Below are 16,363 nucleotides of genomic sequence, written 5' to 3'. Positions count from 1 at the left end.
GTCATATCTCATTGGATCTCAGACGTATGTAAGCGCATACTTACAATCTATTAGAAAAAGGGTGCCTGACGTTTTATGAACGCAGCACCCGTTCTCTACATCCCGGACGATTACTTTGCAGATGAAGCTTGCAACTTGTCTCCAGGCTTGTTCTGGCCGCTCTGTTTGAGCTGCACTTGTTGTTTGAAGCGTTTCTTTTCTTCCTTCGACATGGCTTTGTATTCCTTCAGAAATTCTTGATACTTCGGAAGGATCTCTTTCATTGGTCCATAGGCACGAACTTCACCGTATTCCAGCCAAAGAATTTTTTCACAGAACTTTTTCACCTGGCCCATGGAATGGCTAATAAAGAAAATAGTCTTGCCACGCTCTTTGAATTCGTTCATTTTATCCAAACATTTATCAGCGAAGGTTTGGTCTCCTACAGACAATGCTTCGTCAATAACGAGGATATCAGGATCCACTGTTACCGAAATGGCAAATCCAAGACGCGACTTCATTCCGCTTGAATATTTCTTAACGGGCTGATCAATGAACTTTCCAATCTCAGCAAACTCGATGATTTCCGGTTCAAGGCGTTTGATCTCCTGCTTGCTGAAGCCAAGCATCAGGCATTTCAGCTCAATGTTTTCCCGTCCGGTTAGCTCGTTGTTCAATCCTGAGGCAATGGCGATCAGGGAGACTTCTCCATTTAATTCAATCGTTCCGGTTGTTGGCGGAATAATTCCGGATATGAGGTTGGACAAGGTTGACTTTCCTGATCCGTTCACACCGACAATCCCGATAACATCGCCCTGGTTCGCTTCAAAGCTGATATTTTGAATCGCATAAAAGTCCTCGCCGTAGCCATTCGGCAAAATAATATCAAGCAGCTTTTCAGCTGGCTTTTTATACATTTTATATTTTTTTGTGACATCGCGCACAATAACGGTTTGGTTACTCATGTCCATCTCTCCTGTATTCTTACAAGTAATCCACGAATCGGTTTCTTAACTTCACATGGAGTGCGGAACCTATTATGAACAGAACCAGAACAAAGCCCCAGAAATACAGCGTGTGTTCCCAATGTTCAAAAAACCATGCCCTGCTTAACAGAGCGTCGCGGTATCCTTCAACAATATAATTAAAAGGGTTCCCTTTTATAATCAGTTTAATGAATTCAGGCAGTTTGTCACCTTTCGGAACCCACAAAATCGGCGTAATGTAAAACAGCATCCGCATGATCGATTGCACAAACATCTGGACGTCACGCACGATCGTTGAAAGGGTTGACGTGATCAGGGAAAGGGAAAATACAAGCGCTATGGCAGCCATCATATAATAGGGAAGCTGCAGATAATACAGCGAGATCTTTCCGTGATCTGTGAACTGAAAGATGACGGCAATCACTGCGAGCAGCATCACATTCGGATAGAAGATGGAAAAGATCACATAGCTCGGAATGACACTCAACGGAAAATTCATCTTGGCGATAATTTTTATTCTTGTATAAATCGATTTGGAGCCGTTTAAGATGGCCGGACTGATAAAGAACCACACGATAATCCCGGCTACAAGCCATTGCAGGAAGGGAACTTCCTGACCGGCAGTTCCTACACTTTTTCCTTGCCGGATTCCCATCCCAAACACCATCCAATAGACGGCAACTTGGATAGCGGGATTAATGACCTCCCAAAGCATTCCCAAATAGTTGTTGTTATTCTTTATTTTAAGCTCATACATCGATAAACGAATCATGAGGTAAAAGCTGTTAATTTGTTCTTTTAGTACTTTAAAAGCTGAAATCATGTTTGTAATCCTCTCCCAAAGAGATTGGTTTAGAATACTTTTTGAACGGCTTTGTGAGAAGATTGTCCACTTTCCAAATAGCAAAATCGTTCATAAAAGTCATCAAAGATCTCTGATTGAATCTCAAATCCATCAGACTCAATTTTCTCTATGGCTGAAATAACCTCATCTGTTGTCTTCACTAAAGGTCCTGGTGCGTACGTTTCAAAATCAAAATAGAAGCCCCTTAATTTATCACGATAAGAATCAATATCATATACAAAGAAAAGCATCGGACGCTTAAGGTTTGCATAATCGAAAAACACAGAAGAATAGTCAGTCATCATGATATCTGATACGAGATACAACTCATTTATGTCTCCATGGTAAGAGAAATCAAAAACAAACCCTTCATATGGCGACAAATCAAAGTTCTCCGCCACCAGATAATGCATCCTTAACACTATAACATAATCTTCACCAAATTTATCCTTTAGCTGCAAGAGATCAAGCTCGAGGTCGAATTTATAGCGCCCTTTACCGTAGAATTGATCATCACGCCATGTAGGTGCATAAAGAATGACTTTTTTATCCTGTGGAAGTTGAAGTTTCTCTTTTAAGTCTTTAATATCATCTGGATTGTTCTTCGTGTAGAGTACATCGTTCCTGGGATATCCCACTTCCACCACTTCTTTTTGAAAATTAAACGCACGCCGAAAAATTTCGGTTGAGTAAGCATTTGGGGATAAAAGATAGTCCCATTTGCTTGATTCTTTATGAAAGTTGGCTTTGTATTTTTTTGTATTTGTTCCTGGCATATGGACCTCATCCATATCAGCTGCCAGACGTTTAAGCGGTGTTCCATGCCACGTTTGGAAATAAACCGTGTGTTTCGCCTTTGGAATCCATAGCGGCATTCGGCTGTTTGTTACCCAGTAACGTGCGCGCGCCATTTTAAACAGCCATTTGATTGAAAAACGTTTGGCATAAGGAATGCCTGCATTTTCAAACTTGCTGATGCTTCTTCCATCAACACTCCAAACCAGTTCCAGATCCGGACGGTTCTCTTTTAAGTATTCGTAGATCGCACGCGGATTACAACTGTACTGTTTACCAAGAAAACTTTCAAACATTACTAAATTTTTCTTAACCGGCAGATAGCCTGCCATTTTGAAGGCCACCATATATGCTTTTTTCGTCTTTTTATGCTGCTTTACCTTCGTAATTGTGCGCCTTACCTTTTTCTTCAGTTCTTGTAAAAGGCTGTACTTAACCACCTTAATAACAAGCGATCTCGTTTTTTTACGGGTAATGAGAGAGACCTTCTTTTTTCCTTCATACATATTGATGATAATGGACTTATTAATTCTTCGTTTAAAGGAAAGCAATTGAAGCGGATATGCCCGATCTTCTTGATCAGAGGCCGCCTCTTCCTCATCCTTCCATTTAAAATATAAACGGAAGGTCGAATTTTCATCCATATTGCAGAATTCTTTCACAGGAAGCAGTGCCTTAAAACCCATCGCCACATAAGGCTGCTGCTCCTGATAGTAGGGATTAAGGTCTTTGCGGGTTAGAGTCACAAAGGGGATCGCAAGTTCTTCAAATCCTTCGGGGCCCCTAATAACCAATGCTTTTTCCAATGCTTCATTTTCATCGGAGAACGGAGAAAAATAAAAGCCCTCTATAGTTACATTTCCTCTCTTATCAAGCTCTGCACTCTCAACTTTGATCAACGTACCGCGGTCATGGACTTTGAAGGAAAGGTTGCCTTTATTCGTCGTATATGGTGTTATAGCCTGTTTGGTCTCAGGGTGCACAACAGCACCGAGTTCCAGAAATGCGTGTTTCGTTCTCATACGGTATTTCTTTTCAATAATTCCATATTCTTCAAACGTCTCTTCCGATTCTGGTTCTTCTTCGCTATCATTTTCGATTACACTATCATTATCAGTCTCTGTTGAAGTTTCTTCTTCAGCAGTTTCACCTTCATCAATGTCATCTTCAGAGCTGGCATTTTCATGCTGCTGTTCGTCAGGAGACACCGCCTGTTTTGCATGAATTATCAGATATACATCCCAAACAAGACCTTTTCCAATTTCTAATTGATCTAACTGGGATTCAAAGACATAATACTGTTCATTTGCTTCTAAAACGGTGAACGGTACCTCCCATTCAAGACCCGTGTTACGTTCAACCATTAAAAGATGTCCTTCTAATGGTTCCTGAAAGACTGAACTGTTCTTTAAAAGATATTTTATAATAGCAACATTTTCATTGAATTCGATAGTATGAAGGATGCACTTTCTTTTTTTCGTTGGTGCAAAACCGTCTTGGATCTGTATGTTAACTTCCGCCTGCATTTACGTTTCTCTCTCTTTCTGCATCAAGAATATATTCAGCCAATAACCGGCTCGAGTGTCCGGAGTGATATTGGTTCCACTTAGCCGAAAATTGCTGAACTTTATTCATGTCATAACCCTTTTCTTTAATTACTTTTATCAATTCATAACTGTCAAAAACGATTGGTCCTGGGACCAAATTTTCGTAATTATCCCATAGCCCCCTGGATTTACAATACTCCTCAAGATCATATGGATAAAATATCATCGGCCGATTTAAAAGTGAAAATTCATATGGAATGGAAGAATAATCACTAATTAAAATATCTGTAATCAATAAAATCTCGTTGACGTCCCATCTGGAGGAATAATCGTAGACAAATCCTGGATAATGTGATTCTATATCCATCTTATGCGCGAGTACAGGGTGGCTTCGTATTAATAAAACATGATCATCGCCTAATTCACGATACATCAGATCAAGATCAAGCGGCAGTTTAAATTGATTTAAAAGATGATCACGATAGGTGGGTGCATACAAAATCACTTTTTTTCCTTTTAACGCGTTGTTTTCTCGATATAATTTTTCTTTAATGCCGCGTATTTGTTTTTCATCAAAAAAAAGATCGGTTCTAGGTACACCGGTCCGTAAAAAGTTTGAGGATGAAAGTTGGAAGGCTTCCTTAAATATATCAGCCATCGTATCAGATCCAACAACAACTTTGTGAAAGTTTTTGTAAACATTTAAAAATCGCTTACGAGCCTGCCGGCTTCTATAGGTGATGGACTCATCTTTCAATCCGAATGTTTTAATAGCGCCCGCAGCATGCCAAAGTTGAATGCATTCTGCCTCATCCTTAAATTTAATTGCTGAAAGGAAACCAAAATAATTATCCACAAGCACCACTTTGGCAGTGGCCAGGTGATAGGCCGATCTAGCTATACTTATTATTGAATTATCAAATTTAATAAGTTTTGCATCTGATTTATAAGGATTCAATTTAGGTATTGCATTTTTTTTAGCCAAAAAAACAATAGAGCTATCCGGCTGCATCTTTTTCAATTCTTCATAAAGAAAAACCGAATTGTCTCCAAACGAAACAACAAAGGTCACTTTATCTTTCCTGAGAGGAAAGAGTTTGAAAAAACCAAACTGAAGCTTGAAATAAAATAAATACAGCCAGATAGCGATTTCCTTAACCATTGTTCACCGAAAATAAATCCTTTTTAATCTGGGAAGTAGAGATTCCGATCGTACGCGGCAAGTAGATTACTTCGCAATAGTCCTTCAAGAAATCAAATTTCCCTTCCCAATCGTCTCCCATAACAAAGATGTCCACATTGTGATCCACTACGTCTCTTACTTTTTGATCCCAGCTTTTCTCCTCAATCACTTCGTCCACATAGCGAATGGACTCCAAAATCATTTTTCGATTGTCAAAGCTGTGGTATGATTTTTTATTTTTAATTGCGTTAAATTCATCTCCGGAAAGGCCCACAATCAGATAGTCTCCCAAATCTTTTGCCCGTTTCAGCAAATTGATGTGTCCCCAATGAAGCAAGTCAAATGTCCCATAAGTCAATACTTTTCTCATGGCCTTCACACTCCTACTAATTAGAATGAAAAAAATTTCCAGTCCGACGACTTCGGCCCATGTTTTAAATCTATGAAATAAAGGTAAATTTCACGTAAAGTTTTTTCAAGAGCCTCCGCAACAATAAAGCCTTACTTCATGGACAAAATACAAGGTGTATTTACAAAAAATTAATCATACTTTTACAAAAGCAGCTCATTCATGATATAATAATTCGTAAAAATACTTGCATTTTGGTACCCTTACTCATAATATAATCTTTAAGTTTTTTTTACAAGCTCTTAATGAAGTTTTTACATTTCCTTCTTTTTATGGAAATGGACCTATTCTAATAGGTTGATAGTAAGGTAGTTTAAGAGCCTACATACTTTCACGTATGAAAAAGTGAGGATCTGATGTTATGAAAAATACAGTAAATATACTAGGAATAAACTTTATAAATACAACCGTAAAACAATTCGTCCACACGCTGGGTTCCCACATCGAGAATCGTGAAAAGACATTTGTTGTCACTGCGAACCCCGAAATTGTCATGGATGCCCGCAAAAATGAGACGTTGATGAATATTATTCAGGGAGCAGATTATGTGACAGCCGATGGCATTGGAATTGTAAAATCGGCAGGTCTTCTCGGAGTTCCCCTTCCTGAACGGGTACCGGGATTTGATGTCACCATGAGACTGTTGAAGCTTGCGAATAAAAAGGGGCTCAGCGTCTACTTGCTTGGCGGCAAGGACCGCGTAGTGGAAAAGGCAGCCGACCGAATTAAAAGCGATTTTCCAAATGTGAAGATTGCCGGCTATCATCATGGTTATTTCGACTTGGCTGATGATCAGATCATGAAGACGGTGGAAAGCACAAAGCCCGATATTATACTTGTGGCATTGGGTGCTCCCCGCCAGGAACAATGGATTTCAAAGAGCATGCCATCGTTTGACCATGGGATCTTTATCGGTGTCGGCGGTACATTCGATGTTATTGCCGGTGAGGCAAAACGGGCACCCGAAATCTGGCAGAAGATGAACCTGGAATGGTTTTACCGCCTGGTTAGACAGCCTTCCCGCTGGAAACGCCAAATGGCGCTGCCGCAATTTGCGTTTAAAATTCTACAGCAAAAGCTTCAGAAAAATATTACACCAGCTGATAAGCCCTTCATGTAGGGGGCTTGTTTTTTTGTTGTACGATCTTAACAGCATTTACAAAATTTGTAGTTTTTATACGTTTATTTTTAATGATTATGATATAATCCATAAAGAGATAATCTTCAACAAATAATCAAATGAATCGACAATCCTTTTCGTAATGAATATGGTTTGATATGAGGTGTACCAAATGTTAATTTTGACATTGCTTATATGTTTTCTTGCCTCTTTTAGTCTAACTCCATTAATTAAAAAATTGGCACTTGCGGTGGGAGCCGTTGACCGGCCATCTGAGCGGAAGGTTCATGCGACAGTGATGGCCCGTCTTGGCGGACTGGCCATCTTTATCAGCTTCATTCTCGGCATCCTGATCGCTCACCCACCGAATAAAACCGTTTGGCCCATTGTACTTGGGGCATCAGTGATTATACTGACAGGCTTCCTGGATGATAAATTCGAGCTTTCTCCAAAACTTAAGCTCCTGGGACAAATCGCTGCCGCATTAATCATTGTTTTCATGGGGGATATTCAAGTAAATTTTATTAACCTTCCCTTTAATGGAAGGCTTGAACTGGAATGGCTGAGCGTCCCTGTCACGGTGATTTGGATTTTGGCCATCACGAACTCCATCAACTTGATTGATGGATTGGACGGGCTCGCTGCAGGTGTTTCCTCCATTGTATTGATTACCATCTCGATCATGGCGATGATCATGGGTGATGCATTTGTCCTGATGATTGCGTCTGTAACGTTATTCAGCACGCTCGGCTTTCTCTTTCATAATTTTTATCCGGCGAAGATTTTTATGGGAGACACAGGTGCCCTCTTCCTGGGCTTTATTATCGCCGTCGTTTCCCTTCTCGGATTTAAAAATGTAACCATGTTTTCCTTGGTTGTTCCGGTTATCATTTTGGGGGTTCCCATTTCCGATACGATTTTTGCTATCATTCGCCGGATCGTTCATAAACAGCCCATCTCATTGGCAGATAAATCACATCTTCATCATTGTTTACTTCGATTTGGGTTCTCACACCAAAAAACCGTTCTTATTATTTATGCCATGAGCTCGGTTTTCGGACTGGCTGCCATCATTTTTTCCACCTCCACGCTTTGGGGATCCATGATTATACTGGCGCTTCTGACCATCGGAATCGAACTGGTGGTGGAGAGCATAGGACTGGTCAGCCAAAATTACAAACCCGTTTTAAACGCGATCAAACGACCGCAAAAATAAAAACAAGCTGCATCCCTCTATGCAGCTTGTTCGGCTTTCAGACAACGTTCAGGTCTGAAAGCTTTTTTAATGGCTGATTTTTTCAAACAGTGTTTCCCAGTGCTGGAAATGAAGCTCTTCATTCCATCTTGCTTTTGCCTTTTTATACCCTTCCTCCCCCATTGTCTTGGCTTTCTCCGGGTTCTTTAGCAGCTCAAGCATATAGTGGGCCAATTCATCCTGACTGCGGTTTTGGACGAGATATCCATCAACGCCGTGGTCAATGAGATCAGAAGGGCCATATTTAATGTTGTAACTGATCACGGGAGTGTAGTTCGCCATCGATTCCATAATCACAAGGCTGAGCCCCTCATATTTGGAGGTAAGCACCGTAAAAAGGGATTGTTTGAAGACATGTCCCACTTGATCGCAGTACCCTTTTAACTGGACATGCTGCTGTAAATCCAATTCGGCAATCAGTTCCGCCAGTTCCTCCTCTGCCGGTCCCGACCCATGTATTTCAAGCCGGGTTTCCGGGAATTGGCCAACCACCTGTTTAAAGCTTCTGATCGCCTCATCCAGCCCTTTTTCTTCATGCAGCCTGGACACCATCGAAATCAAGTGAGGGTCCTTTCGGACAGAAGACGTATCCTCCATGGGTGTAACAAAGTGGGGAATAACATAAATGTTCCCCGGATCTCCGTATTGCTCCGCAATGTCCCGCTTCTGTTCTTCAGTTAGCAGCACAAGAGCGTCTGCCTCCTTGAAACGGTCCAACAGTTCTTTGTGATTCTTTTTAATGTCACTGCCCTTCTTATGGGGAAATGAAAAATGATTGGTATGCACTGCAAGAATCCGGTAAGCCCGGTCTTTATCGATATCCAAAACTTTGGCTGCGCTGCCAGGCCCGTCGCAAATGACATAAGGTTTCTCTTCCGACTGTTTGCACATTTCATTCAGCCAGCTGACGTGAAAATCCTCATTGGATGTATACATCTTACAGCTTCGGTCCTGGGCATTAAATAGAAAGAGTTTCTCAAGCTCACCTGTTTCTCCGTTATACCAGCGGCTTAAATAACAAAAACCGTGCTCCGTGCAATAATTTTTCACTGTTGCCTTTTGTGTTGACGGGTGATAATGAGTTGTTCTATACAATTGGCCCCTGTAAAAATCTTCTCTCCTCGACCTTAATCGGTTTTCATTAAAGTAATCAATATACTCAAGCTCTCCATGGTTATCACGTTTTTTATCTTTGATTAATACTCCATTTTTAAAATAGCGTTCATGACGCTTACCACGATGAACCACATAATCTTCTTCAGACTCTGAAATGGCTTCTTCTTTATAGCCTGACGTATTTTTCATTTTGTAAAAATCATGGATGTTCAGGATTTCTACGTCGGGATGCAGCCGCCCCACTCCCTTTAGGGCTGCTTCCACCTCTGGGTAGTTCTTCTTGAAATTCAATGTTAGAAGGGTAACACTGTATCCCCTCTCACACAGAAGCCAGGAGCGGTTCAGCATCACCCTTGTGATTCCTCCCTTATCAATATCAATGTTGCCTATGACCATATATACCTTTTTCTTCATGTCTGACAGACCTTTCTGTACGGATATTTCTTGTCCATTTCCCGTTCGGCTCTTCAATCAATCCTAAATGTAAAAAAAGGATGAAAGAGAGGGATTCTCATTCATCCTTAAAATTTATGATTGAAGTTCTTCTTCGTTCTCTTCCCCTATTCCGAGGAAAATACGGTCAACCACCCGTTCACTCGCCTTCCCGTCAATATCATCAAAGAAGTAGTTTACAAACGGCTGTACCTTTTCCATTTTAAAATCTTCCCTTTTGATGGTAGAAACCAGCTGGTCTGTTGTTTTGACAAGCGGGCCAGGGATGAAAGAATGGTAATCAAAATAGAAATCCCTTTTTTGAATGTATTCCTCTACATCATACGCAAAGAAAATCATCGGTTTGTTTAACAGCGCGTACTCAAAGCAAACGGAAGAATAATCCGTAATCAGAATATCCGTTACAAATAGCAGATCATTGATTTCCCGGTAAGACGAGAAGTCATAGAAAAATTCGCTGTATTGATAAGGAATGCTAAAATCATTTTTAACAAAAGGGTGAACTTTGAATAAGAAGACATACTCGTCTTTCAGTTCTTCATAAATCTTGTCAAGATTTAGCATTTCCATATTATAATGTGCAGATTGCTGACCGTTGCCCCTGAAGGTAGGCGCAAAGGTAATGACCTTTTTGTCCCTTAAGAATGGAAATTCCTCGTATAATCGATCTTTCACTTCTTTTTGGTAAGCTTCATCAAAGAAAACATCAGTTCTCGGTATTCCGGTAGGTACAACATACTCATCTGAAATACCGAAGCCTTCAGCATAATACTTACCAATATTATGGGAGCTGACGATGGCTTTTGTGTAATTTCGGTGGTTTAATGACTTCGGAGACGGTCCACCAGGTCTTCCCAAACGGCTGAATCCAAACGTCTTAAATGCCCCAACCGCATGCCAGAGCTGAACAAGCTCAGCCTTATCCCTGATTTTCAGCGGATAGACGAGCGGATAAAAATCATCCAGGACAATAAATTTGGATGTTGCCATATCAAACGCAAGCCTGATCAGTTCAGTGTAGCTCTTCTTGACCCCTACACCTTTTTTCAGCATGAAATGATAATCAAAATCGAGATCTCGCTTCAGCATTTCTTCATACACAAACTGAAAATTCCCGCTCATATCTTCACGGCTGTCAGAGGCAAACAACACCTTTTTCTCCTTGATCGGGAAGAGGCAGCAAAAGTTATAAATTTGCTTGAACACTTTGGAATAAAAGAATCGGTAAAATGGCGTTCTTCTGATCGCTTCATCCATATCAAGCTCTGCCGGATCAAAATCCTTCAATTTGGACGAAACCAATTTCAGTGTTTTTACTTCCCGGTCATACGTGGCCAAAAGGTTGTATTTCAAGTGCCTTCTTGCAGAGAAGTACTCCATTTTTGCAGAATAAAAACCATTCGGTAAAAAGGACTCGATATTTCCAAGCGGAAACCTTTTCCTTACCAAATCTTGTCCAGGGACATTCATTTCGATTTCGATATAAAACGTATATTCGGAATCAATCAGCGGCTTGTTCCCCAGCTCAATGCGGGAAAAATTAATTTCCCCCTGAAAGCCAGCCCATTTATAATCCTCACCGATCGTTTCATTCATGTGCAATCCGTCAATTTTTATATCCTGCAATGGAATATGGATGTCCGGCAGGTTCTTCTTATTGACCAGAATCAATCTTTTTTTTACATAATCATCTTCTTGAATAGGAATATCGTCCAGGTAATAATAACCTTTGATTTTCATTACCGGGCCCGTAAAGGATAGATGGGTAATCTTCCGTCTGGGCACTAAATTATCTCTGACACCCGCCATTTCCTTTATGAGCGGAAGGGTTGGCTGCAACTGGTCTTTTTTTATGATAACGTGCTTGTCATTAATTATTAAATCCTGGTCAGGAAGTTGCGGCTGCTGGTTATTATTCCTGCCCAGCATCTTTCTCAGTTTTCTTTTAACCCTCGTAATCATTTACTGAACTCCAATCTATTCCTCATTTCTGCTGTATCAAATTGAATGAATGCTTTTATTTCATAATCTCATTTACTAAGCGTTCAGCTGCTCTGCCATCCGCATAGTCAAAGAATCGGTCTCTGAATGCGTTGATTTTCTGATAGTCATACTCACCTTGCTTGACCCAATTCCCCAGCGTCACAGTTTGATTAAAGAACGGACCCGGGATAAAAGACTGGTAATCATAATAAAAGTTTCGTTCAGATTTATATTCTTCCAAATCCGTTGCAAAAAATGCGATAGGACGCCCCAGCAGGCTGTATTCAAAGATAACGGACGAATAATCTGTAATCAGGAGATCTGAAATAATCATTAATTCATTGATGGTAAAGTCCTGTTTGATTTCAAATACAAATTGCTCGACAGAAGGCTCAATCGTCACCGGGGTTTTAATATACGGATGCAAATGCACAAGCAGGGCATACTCGTCTCCCAGTACCTTTTGCATTGCTCCAAAATGGATCGGGCATTCAAATTGATCCTGGTAATGGCTCTTTCCCCGAAAGGTCGGCGCATAAAGGAGCAATTTCTTGTTCTTCAGCTGCGGGTATTTTTCATAAAAACGGTTCTTCACCTTCGCATGCTTATCTTTCATGAAGAAGTAATCCGTTCTCGGCACGCCCCATGGCTTGATTTTCTCTTCTTCCATATCAAACGCTTCCGCATAATATGGAATAACCTCTGATGAACTGACGGCCACCTTTGAATAGTTCGAATGGATCTTCACATGCTCCAAATACTTTCGGCTCGGGCCAAACGAGTTGTCAATCGTACTGTAACCAAACTTTTTAAACGCACCGGCCGCATGCCATAACTGTATGATTTCCGATCCTTTTCTTGGCTTGATGCAATAAACCGGAAAGTAATAGTCATCAATAAAAAAATATTTGGAAGTCGCCAGATGATAGCTGGCCTTAATCATGTGCAACACGTAATCCAGTTTTCCTGCAAATGAGAAATCGAACTTCTTTAATAAGAAAAAAGTATCATATTGCTGCTTCCTGGTTCGTTGAATCTCTTTATAAACGTAAGCAAGATTACCCGTAAGCTTATCGGATCGATAAGACGCAAAGGTAACCTTGTTCATTTTTAATGGAAAGAGGATGGAACAGAGGAAGAAGATCACACGGATAAATTGCTTGACTGCTATGGTGGGCAGCAATTTCAAGAATGACATTTTCCATCCTCCCCTTTCATTTTTTTATGGCAGGGAAAGATATTCAATTAGATTTTCCACTCCATAATTGTTTTTCCCCAAGATGTTGTCAAATCCTTCTCAAACGCATCGATGATATCCTGAATCGTACGTACTTCGTGAACGGAACCAACCAGCAATTCGAGGTACTCCACGACTTCCGGAATCTCTTTCATAAATTCAACGGTGTTGACAAAGTCGGCTTTGCCGCTTCGGCTGCTTCCAATAACCGTCAACCCTTTTTCCAGGATCATACGGGTATTGATTTCTACAGGATATTCGGAAACTCCGAGGATCGCAATGGAACCTTCCGGATGGATGTAGTCAATGATTTGATTAATCGCGTCCTGGCTCCCTTTGCCGCCTGCACATTCAAATGCATGGTCAATACGGACATCATCAGGAATTTCGTCAATATTATACGCTTCATCAATAAAGGAAAAGTGTTCCATCTTATATTTGGTTTTTCCAAACAGATAGACCTTGCTGTTCGGGTAACGCTTTTTGAGAATGAGAGCCGAAATAAATCCAAGGTTGCCGTCTCCCCATACGCCAAACGTTTCCCTTCTGCTGTGTGCCTTCTGTTCAAAACGTACGATCGCGTGCATGGTAATGGTAATCAACTCGATAAAAGCAGCCACATGAGGGCTCATGTCTTCCGGAAGCTGCACCAGCCTGTCTCTTTTAAGAAAAACATAGTCCTGCATAAAACCGTCATAACCGCTGGAACGAAACTTACTGGATCTTAAATAGTTCTCTGCAATAATGTCATCTTCTTCAGTCGGTATATTGGGAACCATAACAACCGGAGTTCCTGTTTTGAATTCCCCTTTTGCATCATACACGACCTTGCCGATCCCTTCGTGAATCAAAGCCATCGGTAATTTTTTGGCCATGGTCTGTTTTCCGCGGGTGCCTGTGTAATACCGCTGATCCGCTGCGCAAATGGATAAGTGTGTAGGGCGAACGACCACATAATCCGTCTGAAGAGACTCATCATTGTATGTCACTTCAAATTGGCGGGGAGAAACTAACCGATATACTTGATTAATCATCGGCCGATGCTCTCCTGGATAATGGCATTTGCGACTTTAAGATCATACGGTGTAGTTACTTTGATGTTGAACACTTCGCCCTTAACCAACTTCACATTCTCCCCTTTGAGCGCGCAAATTTTGCAGGCATCAGTCAGGATGTTTTTTTGTTCATCACTTAGGGAATGATAATGGTCCACAAGCATTTTAATATTAAAGCTTTGCGGTGTTTGTCCTTGATACATTGAGCTTCGGACAGGAATATTGGAGATGATTTCTCCGTCTGTGGATTCAATAATGGTATCAATCGCTTCAATTACTGTATCAACAGCTCTGTATTCCAAAGCGGAATCAATGTTTTCTTCAATAATCCGGTGAGTCAGAAACGGACGAACCGAATCATGTGTAACGATCACATCATCATCATTAAGGCCGAATGTTTTCTCAATATAGTTAATTCCGCTCATAATGGAATCATTTCGGTCCTTTCCGCCTTCAACCACAACAATGCGGTCATCACCAGCTATATATTTTTTGATGATGTCTTTTGTATGAATTATCCACTCTTTAGGTGAAACCACCAAAATTTTATCAAACCGGTCATTTAGAATAAACTTCTCAATGGTATGAATAATGATCGGTTTATTGTTCAATGTTAAAAATTGCTTGGGCATGTTGATATTCCCCATACGGGTTCCTTTTCCGCCCGCAAGAATTTCTGCATAGATCACAAATGTCAGCTCCTTTTTCAGTAATGCACCCTCTGATTTCTTTCTCTATTTAAAGTACCCTTACTTACATATTCGAAATCCAGTATATTTTTTGACGTTATTTATCACATCTTGTTGATTGATGTCAAAATGTCTAAATGTCTAAATTAAAATATAACACCAACCTATGTTCTTGACAATCAATAGACAATTATTGTCAAAAATTTGTAATAGGTCATAATACCTCGACAACAAATGGATCTTTTTGACGAAAAATGTGGAGATAAAGGTTTCAACTGCACAGAAAAAGGTTACTAACAGTGTGGCTGGTAAATTCATGCACGCAGTTGACGCATCTTATCGGCTTTCGTTAGAATAAATAATCGTATAATGCTCGCGTTTTGGTAAACAGGGGAAGGGGGAAATTATGGCCAGCAAACGCATACCATGGTTTGATAACATAAAAGGTCTGTTGATATTCATGGTCGTATTCGGACATTCAATCGAAATATACAGGGACTGGGATGGAAATACCCTTCCTTTGTACTTGTACAATGCTATTTATACATTTCATATGCCTTTATTTATCATCATTAGCGGCTATTTCTACCGGCCGAACAAATTTAAGCGAACCGTCCAGCTTTTTGCCGTCTTTTTAATCTGGCAGTTGATCAACGGGGTGCTCTCAAAATTAATTAATGACCAGGAGATGATTACTCTTCACTCGGACAGCAGGGTCCTCGATTTGCTTCAGCCTTACTGGACCATGTGGTTTTTGTTGGGAATTATCGTCTGGGGCATGATTACTCCTTATGTGACCAAATTACGATTTCCACTGATTACAGCTATCGCACTTGCAATTTGGGTCAGTTACGTAAATGATGTGACCACTTGGTTTTCGTTGAGAAAACTTGTTAATTTCTATCCATATTTCTTGATCGGCTATTTATTGGCTGAAAAAAATGTCTTAAAAGCTTTGGCTGCACACTCCAAAACGTGGAAGATGCCAGGAAAATGGGTTTCAGCCGCTGTCCTTATCGGCTTTCTTGGATTTATGGTCATTTTCACCAACCATAATTGGGATACTGCCATTACGTTCATGAGGGATTCATACAGCCATTTTGAATGGTCATTTGTGAAAGGCGCTCTCATTCAGATTGCCATTTACGGCGGGGTTACCGTTCTATCCATCGCCATTATGCTTTTAACTTCTCAAGATAAGCAGCTTGTTCTGTTCAATAAATTAGGGATCTATTCGATTTTTATTTACTTGATTCATTCATCCATTGTTCGGGTGTATCGAGGCTTGCTTCCTGATCAAGTCGCTGAACATCCTATAGCGCTGATTGCGGTCGCTGCTCTATTTGCCCTCTTCACTTGTTGGCTCATCACCAGAAAATTCATTATTGGTCTATTTAAACCACTGGTTGAGCCGAAAATGGATTGGCTGTTAAGAAATGAACAGAAGCCGCAGCCGTCATCGTTAAAAAATAAAGAATTTGTTTCTTAATCATAAAAATATAGCTGACACTAAAAGCTCGTCAATCGAGTATAGTGTCAGCTTTTTTTGTCCTAGTGACAAAAAAACGTTCCCTTGTATTTTGTTACAGGAAACTCCTTGGGTTCATTGAATATACCGGTGACCAAGTGAGAAAAAGATCGAGCCTTGCATCTATTTTTAAGCCCAGAATAATTTACTTGAAATATAAAATTTACAAATATTTTCAAAAGCA

At 40.5% G+C, this 16,363-nt stretch carries 13 protein-coding genes; 3 read left to right on the top strand and 10 right to left on the bottom strand.

Features of this window, described 5'->3' with window-relative positions; genetic code table 11:
• Positions 1–110: 110 nt before the first annotated feature.
• The 5 genes from tagH to tagD form a co-directional block, all read right to left on the bottom strand.
• Positions 111–944, bottom strand: a complete 834-nt coding sequence (gene tagH, locus DMO16_RS20215; RefSeq protein ID WP_129479769.1) for a teichoic acids export ABC transporter ATP-binding subunit TagH — start codon at positions 942–944, stop codon at positions 111–113.
• Positions 945–963: 19 nt separating this feature from the next.
• Positions 964–1,788 (bottom strand): ABC transporter permease, encoded by an 825-nt coding sequence (locus tag DMO16_RS20210; protein ID WP_129479767.1) that lies wholly within the window; start codon positions 1,786–1,788, stop codon positions 964–966.
• Between the two features lie 29 nt (positions 1,789–1,817).
• Positions 1,818–3,968: a CDP-glycerol glycerophosphotransferase family protein gene (locus DMO16_RS20205; RefSeq protein ID WP_241840613.1), complete on the bottom strand. Its 2,151-nt coding sequence runs from the start codon at positions 3,966–3,968 to the stop codon at positions 1,818–1,820.
• Positions 3,969–4,113: 145 nt separating this feature from the next.
• A complete protein-coding gene (locus DMO16_RS20200) occupies positions 4,114–5,313 on the bottom strand; it encodes a CDP-glycerol glycerophosphotransferase family protein (protein WP_129479763.1) in 1,200 nt (399 codons plus the stop codon).
• Positions 5,306–5,704, bottom strand: coding sequence for a glycerol-3-phosphate cytidylyltransferase (gene tagD / locus DMO16_RS20195; protein WP_061971829.1), 399 nt, complete (start codon positions 5,702–5,704; stop codon positions 5,306–5,308). The genes DMO16_RS20200 and tagD overlap by 8 nt, the downstream gene beginning before the upstream one ends.
• 400 nt (positions 5,705–6,104) lie before the next feature.
• On the opposite strand from tagD, the gene DMO16_RS20190 reads away from it, so the two are divergent.
• Both DMO16_RS20190 and DMO16_RS20185 read left to right on the top strand, forming a co-directional pair.
• Positions 6,105–6,863, top strand: coding sequence for a WecB/TagA/CpsF family glycosyltransferase (locus tag DMO16_RS20190; protein WP_061971827.1), 759 nt, complete (start codon positions 6,105–6,107; stop codon positions 6,861–6,863).
• 172 nt (positions 6,864–7,035) lie between these two features.
• Positions 7,036–8,079, top strand: coding sequence for a glycosyltransferase family 4 protein (locus tag DMO16_RS20185; protein WP_129479761.1), 1,044 nt, complete (start codon positions 7,036–7,038; stop codon positions 8,077–8,079).
• A 66-nt stretch (positions 8,080–8,145) separates the two neighbouring features.
• On the opposite strand, the gene DMO16_RS20180 is transcribed toward DMO16_RS20185, so the two are convergent.
• The 5 genes from DMO16_RS20180 to DMO16_RS20160 form a co-directional block, all read right to left on the bottom strand.
• Positions 8,146–9,648: a glycosyltransferase gene (locus DMO16_RS20180; RefSeq protein WP_129479759.1), complete on the bottom strand. Its 1,503-nt coding sequence runs from the start codon at positions 9,646–9,648 to the stop codon at positions 8,146–8,148.
• A gap of 114 nt (positions 9,649–9,762) precedes the next feature.
• On the bottom strand, positions 9,763–11,649 hold the full coding sequence (locus DMO16_RS20175; protein ID WP_241840612.1) for a CDP-glycerol glycerophosphotransferase family protein: 1,887 nt from the start codon (positions 11,647–11,649) through the stop codon (positions 9,763–9,765).
• A gap of 55 nt (positions 11,650–11,704) precedes the next feature.
• A complete protein-coding gene (locus DMO16_RS20170) occupies positions 11,705–12,868 on the bottom strand; it encodes a CDP-glycerol glycerophosphotransferase family protein (protein WP_129479757.1) in 1,164 nt (387 codons plus the stop codon).
• A gap of 47 nt (positions 12,869–12,915) precedes the next feature.
• Positions 12,916–13,941, bottom strand: a complete 1,026-nt coding sequence (locus tag DMO16_RS20165) for a ribitol-5-phosphate dehydrogenase (protein ID WP_129479755.1) — start codon at positions 13,939–13,941, stop codon at positions 12,916–12,918.
• Positions 13,938–14,651, bottom strand: a complete 714-nt coding sequence (locus DMO16_RS20160; protein WP_129479753.1) for an IspD/TarI family cytidylyltransferase — start codon at positions 14,649–14,651, stop codon at positions 13,938–13,940. Before DMO16_RS20160 ends, DMO16_RS20165 begins: the two co-directional genes overlap by 4 nt.
• A gap of 406 nt (positions 14,652–15,057) precedes the next feature.
• Between DMO16_RS20160 and DMO16_RS20155 the strand changes: the two genes are divergently transcribed.
• Positions 15,058–16,140: an acyltransferase family protein gene (locus DMO16_RS20155; RefSeq protein WP_129479751.1), complete on the top strand. Its 1,083-nt coding sequence runs from the start codon at positions 15,058–15,060 to the stop codon at positions 16,138–16,140.
• Positions 16,141–16,363: the final 223 nt, after the last annotated feature.

Origin of the sequence: Fictibacillus sp. S7 (assembly GCF_004127935.1) — a bacterium.
Lineage (GTDB): Bacteria > Bacillota > Bacilli > Bacillales > Fictibacillaceae > Fictibacillus_C > Fictibacillus_C enclensis.
The sequence above is the reverse complement of the archived record's forward strand: the minus strand, read 5'-3'. Positions and strand labels throughout refer to the sequence as shown.

Excerpts from the sequence above, each read along its gene's own strand:
- DMO16_RS20190 (WP_061971827.1), top strand. The coding sequence starts at position 6,105 with ATGAAAAATACAGTAAATATACTAGGAATAAACTTTATAAATACAACC.
- DMO16_RS20165 (WP_129479755.1), bottom strand. The coding sequence starts at position 13,941 with ATGATTAATCAAGTATATCGGTTAGTTTCTCCCCGCCAATTTGAAGTG.
- DMO16_RS20200 (WP_129479763.1), bottom strand. The coding sequence starts at position 5,313 with ATGGTTAAGGAAATCGCTATCTGGCTGTATTTATTTTATTTCAAGCTT.
- tagD (WP_061971829.1), bottom strand. The coding sequence starts at position 5,704 with ATGAGAAAAGTATTGACTTATGGGACATTTGACTTGCTTCATTGGGGA.
- tagH (WP_129479769.1), bottom strand. The coding sequence starts at position 944 with ATGAGTAACCAAACCGTTATTGTGCGCGATGTCACAAAAAAATATAAA.
- DMO16_RS20170 (WP_129479757.1), bottom strand. The coding sequence starts at position 12,868 with ATGTCATTCTTGAAATTGCTGCCCACCATAGCAGTCAAGCAATTTATC.
- DMO16_RS20175 (WP_241840612.1), bottom strand. The coding sequence starts at position 11,649 with ATGATTACGAGGGTTAAAAGAAAACTGAGAAAGATGCTGGGCAGGAAT.
- DMO16_RS20185 (WP_129479761.1), top strand. The coding sequence starts at position 7,036 with ATGTTAATTTTGACATTGCTTATATGTTTTCTTGCCTCTTTTAGTCTA.
- DMO16_RS20155 (WP_129479751.1), top strand. The coding sequence starts at position 15,058 with ATGGCCAGCAAACGCATACCATGGTTTGATAACATAAAAGGTCTGTTG.
- DMO16_RS20180 (WP_129479759.1), bottom strand. The coding sequence starts at position 9,648 with ATGAAGAAAAAGGTATATATGGTCATAGGCAACATTGATATTGATAAG.
- DMO16_RS20205 (WP_241840613.1), bottom strand. The coding sequence starts at position 3,968 with ATGGTTGAACGTAACACGGGTCTTGAATGGGAGGTACCGTTCACCGTT.
- DMO16_RS20210 (WP_129479767.1), bottom strand. The coding sequence starts at position 1,788 with ATGATTTCAGCTTTTAAAGTACTAAAAGAACAAATTAACAGCTTTTAC.